This window comes from Acidocella sp. C78 (genome assembly GCF_907164655.1).
In genome coordinates this window covers 49,746-57,104 of the sequence record NZ_CAJQZK010000084.1, presented here as the reverse complement: position 1 = coordinate 57,104, position 7,359 = coordinate 49,746, and the positions used below count along the sequence as shown (strand labels likewise).

Below are 7,359 nucleotides of genomic sequence, written 5' to 3'. Positions count from 1 at the left end.
GACCTCTTCGGCGATGTTGAGCCCGCCCGGATCGGTCATCCGGCGCAGCTCCTCGATCTTGGCCTCAAGCTCGGCGACCGGTTTCTCGAAATCAAGGAAATGGCGCATGGCCGCGTTCGGTGCCGCAGTTTTCCGCCGGCGTCAAATTCTTCCCGAGCGTGGCGCGCGGCTCAGGCGGTTTCCCTGAACAGCTCGCGGCCGATCAGCATGCGGCGGATTTCCGAGGTGCCGGCGCCGATCTCGTAGAGTTTGGCATCGCGCAGCAGCCGGCCGGTCGCATAATCGTTGATGTAGCCGTTGCCGCCGAGGCACTGGATCGCCTCCAGCGCCATCCAGGTCGCCTTCTCGGCGGCGTAGAGGATGGCGCCGGCGGCGTCCTTGCGGGTGGTCCGGCCGCGATCGCACGCTTTCGCCACGGTGTAGACATAGGCGCGGGCGGCGCTCATCGTCACGTACATGTCGGCGAGCTTGCCCTGGATGAGCTGGAACTCGCCGATCTTCTGGCCGAACTGCTCGCGCTCGTGGACGTAAGGGATCACGATGTCGAGCGCTGACTGCATGATGCCCAGCGGCCCGGCGGCGAGGACGGCGCGCTCGTAGTCGAGCCCGCTCATCAGCACGTTGACGCCGCGCCCCACCCCGCCGAGCACGTTGGCCTCGGGGACGACGCACTCCTCGAAGACCAGCTCGCCGGTGTTGGAGCCGCGCATGCCGAGCTTGTCGAGCTTCTGGGCGCAGGAGAAGCCGGGCATGCCTTTCTCGATCAGGAAGGCGGTGATGCCGCGCGGGCCGGCTTCGGGGTCGGTTTTGGCGTAGACCACCAGCGTGTCGGCCTCGGGGCCGTTGGTGATCCACATCTTCGATCCGTTCAGCACGTAGGTTGTGCCGCGCTTGTCGGCGCGCAGGCGCATCGACACCACGTCCGACCCGGCATTGGGCTCGGACATCGCGAGCGCGCCGACCTTGCGGCCGGAGACGAGGTCCGGCAGGTAGCGCGCGCGCTGGGCGTCGGTGCCGTTGAGGCGGATCTGGTTGACGCAGAGATTGGAATGCGCGCCGTAGGACAGGCCGACCGAGGCCGAGGCGCGGGAGATTTCCTCCATCGCCACGCAATGGGCGAGATAGCCCATGCCCGCACCGCCATATTGCTCCGGCACGGTGATGCCGAGCAGGCCGATGTCGCCCAGTTTCGCCCAGAGATCGGCCGGGAAATCGTTGTCGCGGTCGATCGCGGCGGCGCGGGGGGCGATTTCGGCCGCGGCGAAGCGGCGGACCGTCTCGCGCAGGGCGTCGATCTCCTCGCCGAGATCGAAATCGAGCATGGTGTGGCTATTCGCGCGCATGGATTTGTCCTTCTCCCCGGTCGAGGCGTGCCGGCATCGCGGCTTCGAGCCAGCCCAGAGGCCGAGGGCGGCGCCGACGATGCCTTCGGTGCCGTTGTAGTTGATGACGGCGAGGATGCCGAGGGCGGCACCCGCGATGCCGAGCGGGCGGCGCGCGAAGGCGAAGCCGAGCAGGCCGAGCAGCAGGGCGGGAAAGCCGAACAGGCGTTCGTATTGCAGCCAGAGCACGGCGTGGCGTGGGGCGCAGACCAGCGGGGCGTGGGCGCTCGCACAGAGGCCGACATAGGCGCGGGGCGCGATCGTCGCCATGCGGAAGCCGATCGCGGCGGCGGCGAGCGCGATCACCACCGCGATTCCGATCAGGTCGGCCCGTGCGAATCTTGCCCTCATGCCCCTTGCCTCGTAATGGTGCGTCGCGAAAACGACTGCGACAGACCCGGCTGCATATCACGGACCCATGCAAGACCAGAAACACGCCCTGAGCTTCCAGGATATCATTCTCGCGCTGCACCGGTTCTGGGCCCGGCAGGGCTGCGTGACCCTGCAGCCTTACGACATGGAAATGGGGGCGGGAACCTTCCACCCGGCGACCACGCTGCGCTCGCTCGGGCCGAAACCGTGGGCGGCGGCCTATGTGCAGCCCTCGCGCCGGCCCTCGGACGGGCGGTATGGCGAGAATCCGAACCGGTTGCAGCATTATTACCAGTATCAGGTGATCATGAAGCCCTCGCCGGCGGAGGCGCAGGAACTGCTGCTGGCGAGCTACCGGGAGATCGGGCTCGATCCGCTGCGGCACGATTTCCGCTTCGTCGAGGATGACTGGGAGAGCCCGACGCTGGGCGCCTGGGGGCTCGGCTGGGAGATCTGGTGCGACGGGATGGAGGTGGGGCAGTTCACCTATTTCCAGCAGGTCGGCGGGATCGCGGTGGATGTGCCGAGCTTCGAGATGACCTACGGGCTGGAGCGGCTGGCGATGTATGTGCAGGGGGTGGAGAACGTCTATTCGCTCCGCTTCAACGACGCCGAGGGGCCGCGCGCGCTGAGCTATGGCGATGTGTTCCTCCGGGCGGAGAAGGACTATTCGGCGCATAATTTCGAAGTCGCCGATACCGCGATGCTGATGCGGCATTTCGGGGACGCGGAGAAAGAATGCGGGGCGCTGGTGGGGCGGGGGCTGGCGCAGCCGGCCTATGACCAGTGCATCAAGGCGAGCCATCTCTTCAACCTGCTGGACGCGCGGGGGGTGATTTCGGTGACCGAGCGCGCCGCCTATATCGGCCGGGTGCGGGCGCTGGCGAAGGCGTGTGCGGAAGCGTGGGTGGCGGGGGAGAAGGAACATGGCTGAGTTCTTTCTGGAGCTTTTCTCCGAGGAGATTCCGGCGCGGATGCAGGCGGCGGCGGCGGAGCAGCTCGCCAAGCTGGTGGGCGCGCAGCTCGCGCCATTGTCGCCGCGGGATGTGGTTGCCTTTGGCGCGGCGCGGCGGATCGCGGTGACGGCGACGATCGCGGCCGAGGTGCCGGCATCGGCGAGCGAAGTGCGGGGGCCGAAGCTCGCCGCACCGCCGCAGGCGCTGGAGGGGTTCCTGCGCAAGAACGGGGCGGCGCGGGAAGACCTCGTCGAGGAGGACGGGTATTTCCTGCTCCGGCGGAACCTGCCGTCGCGGCCGGCGGGCGAGCTGATCGCCGAGGAATTCGCGCAGGCGCTGGCCGGGTTCGGCTGGCCGAAATCGATGCGCTGGGGGCAGAGCGGGGCGTTCACCTGGGTGCGGCCGCTGCGGCGGGTGGTGTGTCTGCTCGATGGCGCGGTGGTGCCGTTCACGCTTGGGCCGGTTGCGAGCGGCGATGAGAGCGAGGGGCACCGGTTTCTGGCGCCGGGCGCGTTCAGGGTGGCCTCCGCCGCGCAATGGCGGGAGGAGCTGCGGGCGCGGTTCGTGATCGTCGATGCCGATGAGCGGCGGGAACGGATCAGGGCGGGGCTGCGCGCGGCGGCCGGAGACAAAGGGCTCGGCGTTGCCGAGGATGCGGGGCTGCTGGACGAGGTCGCGGGGCTGGTGGAGTGGCCGGTCTGCCTGATCGGGGCGATCGATCCGGGGCAGATGGCGCTGCCGCCGGAGGTGCGCGAACTGTCGATGAAGGTGAACCAGCGCTATTTCGCGACGCGGGACGCGGCGGGGACTCCGGCGCCCTATTTCGCCTTCGTCGCCAATATCGCCGCGAATGATGGCGGGGCGGCGATCATCGCCGGCAATGAGCGGGTGCTGCGGGCGCGGCTCGCGGATGCGGAGCATTTCTGGGCGCAGGATCGCAAGCAGAGGCTGGAGTCGTGGCTGCCGAAGCTCGATGCGGTAACGTTCCATGCGAAGCTCGGCACCCAGCATGCGCGGGCCGGGCGGATCGAGGCGCTGGCGCGGGAGATTGCGCTGGCGCTGGGCGCGGATGCGGCGGCGGCGGATGCGGCGGCGCGGGCCGGGCTTCTGTGCAAGGCCGATCTGGTGAGCGGGATGGTCGGCGAGTTTCCCGAATTGCAGGGGATCATGGGCGGGTATTACGCCGAGGCGTCCGGCGAGGGCGACGCGATTGCCGGGGCGATCCGCACGCATTACCAGCCGAAAGGCCCGTCGGACGAGGTGCCTTCGGGGGTTGTGTCCGCCGCCGTGGCGCTGGCGGACAAGATCGATACGTTGCGGGAGTTCTTCCGTATCGGCGAGACGCCGACCGGGTCGGGCGACCCGTTCGCGCTGCGGCGGGCAGCGCTGGGGGTGATCCGCATCGTGCTGGAGACCGGGCTCAGGCTGAACCTGATGCCGCTGGTGGGTGCCGAGGTGTTCGACTTCCTGATCGAGCGGCTGCGGGTGAAGCTGCGCGGCGAGGGCAAGCGGTTCGACGTGCTGAACGCCGTTCTGGATGCGGCGCGGGATGACGACCTGACCCGGCTGATCGCGCGGACCGAGGCGCTGGGGGCGTTTCTCGCCAGCGAGGACGGGGCGAACCTGCTCGCGGCGTATCGGCGGAGTACAAACATCCTCAGGATCGAGGATGCGAAGGACGGGCCGCACGAGGGCACGATCGATCCCGGCTTGCTGGCCGAGCCGGCGGAGATCGCGCTCGCGGATGCGCTGGAGGCGGTGGACCTCGAAGCGCGGCGCCGGCTGGAAGACGAGGATTTCGCCGGCGCAATGCGGGGTTTCGCGGCGCTGCGCGCGCCGGTCGATGCGTTTTTCGATCATGTGACGGTGAATGCGGCGGGTGCGGAATTGCGCCGCAATCGTCTGCGACTTCTCGCCCGCCTGCGCGACGTGATGCATCGCGTCGCCGATTTCTCGAAACTGGAAGGGTAACGCCCCGATGAGCAAATACGTCTACAGCTTCGGCCCCGGCGCCAGCGACGGTTCGGCCGCGATGCGCAACCTGCTCGGCGGCAAGGGCGCCAACCTTGCGGAGATGGCGAGCATCGGCCTGCCGGTGCCGCCCGGGTTCACCATCACCACCGAGGTGTGCACCGCGTTCTATGACAATGACCGCGCCTATCCCGAGGGGCTGCGCGCGCAGGTGGACGCGGCGCTGGCGAAGGTCGAGGGCGAGGTGGGGCGGCGCTTCGGCGACAAGCACAACCCGCTGCTGGTTTCGGTGCGCTCGGGCGCGCGGGTGTCGATGCCCGGCATGATGGATACCGTGCTCAATCTCGGGCTCAACGATGTGACGGTGCAGGGGCTGGCCGAGGGGGCGGGGGATTCGCGCTTCGCCTGGGATTCGTATCGGCGGTTCATCCAGATGTATGGCTCGGTGGTGCTGGGTGTGGCGCATCACCGCTTCGAGGAGATCATCGAGAACGTGAAGCTCGATGAAGGGGCGACCGAGGACACCCAGCTTTCGGCGCAGGACTGGCACCGCGTGGTCGAGGCCTACAAGGAGGTGGTGCAGGCCGAGACCGGCAAGCCCTTCCCGCAGGACCCGCACGATCAGCTCTGGGGCGCGGTGGGCGCGGTGTTCGGCTCGTGGATGAACCAGCGGGCGATCACCTATCGGCGGTTGCACGAAATTCCGGCCGACTGGGGCACCGCGGTGAACGTGCAGGCGATGGTGTTCGGCAATATGGGCGAGGATTGCGCGACCGGGGTGTGCTTCACCCGCGACCCCTCGACCGGGGCGAACGAGTTCTACGGCGAATATCTGCCGAACGCGCAGGGCGAGGACGTGGTGGCGGGCATTCGCACGCCGCGCCCGCTGTCGAACGCCTATGCGAAGCCGGGCGAGATCAGCCTCGAACAGTCGATGCCGGCGGCCTATGCCGAGCTGGTGCGGGTGCGCGAGACGCTGGAGCGGCATTACCGCGACATGCAGGACATCGAATTCACCATCCAGCAGCAGAAGCTGTATATGTTGCAGACACGCAACGGCAAGCGGACGGCGCCGGCGAGCGTGCGGATCGCGGTGGAGATGGCGGAGCAGGGGCTGATCGACCGGCGCGAAGCGGTGACGCGGGTGAACCCGCAATCGCTCGACCAGCTGCTGCATCCGACCCTCGATCCGAAGGCGAAGAAGACGCTGCTGGCGCGCGGGCTGCCGGCCTCGCCGGGGGCGGCCTCGGGCATCGTCGTGTTCTCGGCCGACGAGGCGGAGATGCGCGCACAGAAGGGCGAGGCGGTGATCCTGGTGCGGATCGAGACCAGCCCGGAGGATATTCACGGCATGCACGCGGCGCGCGGCATTCTGACCACGCGCGGCGGCATGACCAGCCACGCCGCGGTGGTGGCGCGCGGCATGGGCCGGCCCTGCGTGGCCGGGGCGGGCGGCATTCATGTCGATTACGGCGCGAAGACGCTCGCCGCCGGTGGGGTGACGCTGCGGGCGGGCGACACGATCACGCTGGATGGCGCGACGGGCGAGATTTTCACCGGCTTCGTGCCGATGATCGAGCCGCAGCTTTCGGGCGATTTCGCCAGGCTGATGGGCTGGGCCGACGAGGTGCGCCGGCTGCGGGTGCGGGCGAACGCGGAGACGCCGCTGGATGCCGAGACGGCGCGCAAGTTCGGCGCCGAGGGGATCGGCCTGTCGCGCACCGAACACATGTTCTTCGATCCCGAGCGCATCGGCGCGGTGCGGCAGATGATCATGGCGCATGACGAGGCCGGGCGGCGGGCGGCGTTGGAGAAGTTGCTGCCCTATCAGCGGCAGGATTTCGTGGCGCTGTTCCGCATCATGGCGGGGCTGCCGGTGACGATCCGCCTGCTCGACCCGCCGCTGCACGAATTCCTGCCGCATGGCGAGGCGGAGCTGGAGGAGGTGGCGGCGGCGCTCGGCATGGGCGTCGAGGCGATGCGCCAGCGCGCGGCCGAGCTTTCCGAGGCGAACCCGATGCTCGGCCATCGCGGCTGCCGCCTCGGCATTTCGTTCCCCGAAATCTATGAGATGCAGGCGCGGGCGATTTTCGAGGCGGCGCTGGAGGTGGAGACCGAGACCGGCAAGGCGCCGGTGCCGGAGATCATGATTCCGCTGGTGGGGATGAAGCGCGAGCTGGACATCACCCGCGGGCAGGTGGAGCGGGTGGCCGCCGCCGTGTTCGACGAGGCGGGGCGGGTGCTGGATTACAGCATCGGCACGATGATCGAGCTGCCGCGCGCGGCGCTGACGGCGGACACGATCGCGCAGTCGGCCGATTTCTTCTCCTTCGGCACCAACGACCTGACGCAGACGGTGTTCGGCCTGTCGCGCGACGATGCCGGCAAGTTCCTGCCGAAATATGTCGAGAGCGGGATTCTGCCGAAGGACCCGTTCGTCTCGATCGATATCGAGGGGGTTGGCGGGATGATCCGCATCGCCGCCGAGCGCGGGCGGAGCACCAAGGGTGGGCTCAAGCTCGGGATTTGCGGCGAGCATGGCGGCGATCCGGCTTCGATCGCGTTCTGCGAGGAGATCGGGCTCGATTACGTCTCGTGCAGCCCGTATCGGGTGCCGGTGGCGCGGCTGGCGGCGGCGCAGGCGGCGATTGGCGCGGGCGGCGACCGGACGGCATAGC

General features: G+C 68.7%; 4 protein-coding genes and 1 pseudogene. 3 read left to right on the top strand and 2 right to left on the bottom strand.

Annotated features, from left to right (window positions below; all coding sequences use genetic code 11):
• Positions 1 to 108: pseudogene (locus tag ACIDOCELLA78_RS92625) on the bottom strand (acetyl-CoA carboxylase carboxyl transferase subunit alpha); the annotation flags it as partial.
• 62 nt (positions 109 to 170) lie between these two features.
• The gene (locus ACIDOCELLA78_RS92620) at positions 171 to 1,343 is read right to left on the bottom strand and encodes an isovaleryl-CoA dehydrogenase (RefSeq protein ID WP_201729285.1); all 1,173 of its coding nucleotides are present in this window, start codon (positions 1,341 to 1,343) and stop codon (positions 171 to 173) included.
• 457 nt (positions 1,344 to 1,800) lie between these two features.
• On the opposite strand from ACIDOCELLA78_RS92620, the gene ACIDOCELLA78_RS92615 reads away from it, so the two are divergent.
• The 3 genes from ACIDOCELLA78_RS92615 to ppdK are packed head-to-tail and all read left to right on the top strand — an operon-like array spanning position 1,801 to position 7,358.
• Positions 1,801 to 2,688 (top strand): glycine--tRNA ligase subunit alpha, encoded by an 888-nt coding sequence (locus ACIDOCELLA78_RS92615; RefSeq protein ID WP_201729284.1) that lies wholly within the window; start codon positions 1,801 to 1,803, stop codon positions 2,686 to 2,688.
• A complete protein-coding gene (glyS, locus tag ACIDOCELLA78_RS92610) occupies positions 2,681 to 4,681 on the top strand; it encodes a glycine--tRNA ligase subunit beta (RefSeq protein WP_201729283.1) in 2,001 nt (666 codons plus the stop codon). Before ACIDOCELLA78_RS92615 ends, glyS begins: the two co-directional genes overlap by 8 nt.
• A gap of 7 nt (positions 4,682 to 4,688) precedes the next feature.
• Positions 4,689 to 7,358 carry a pyruvate, phosphate dikinase gene (gene ppdK, locus ACIDOCELLA78_RS92605; protein ID WP_201729282.1) on the top strand — a complete coding sequence of 890 codons (2,670 nt, stop codon included), beginning with the start codon at positions 4,689 to 4,691 and terminating at the stop codon, positions 7,356 to 7,358.
• Position 7,359: the final 1 nt, after the last annotated feature.

Excerpts from the sequence above, each read along its gene's own strand:
- ACIDOCELLA78_RS92620 (WP_201729285.1), bottom strand. The coding sequence starts at position 1,343 with ATGCGCGCGAATAGCCACACCATGCTCGATTTCGATCTCGGCGAGGAG.
- ACIDOCELLA78_RS92615 (WP_201729284.1), top strand. The coding sequence starts at position 1,801 with ATGCAAGACCAGAAACACGCCCTGAGCTTCCAGGATATCATTCTCGCG.
- glyS (WP_201729283.1), top strand. The coding sequence starts at position 2,681 with ATGGCTGAGTTCTTTCTGGAGCTTTTCTCCGAGGAGATTCCGGCGCGG.
- ppdK (WP_201729282.1), top strand. The coding sequence starts at position 4,689 with ATGAGCAAATACGTCTACAGCTTCGGCCCCGGCGCCAGCGACGGTTCG.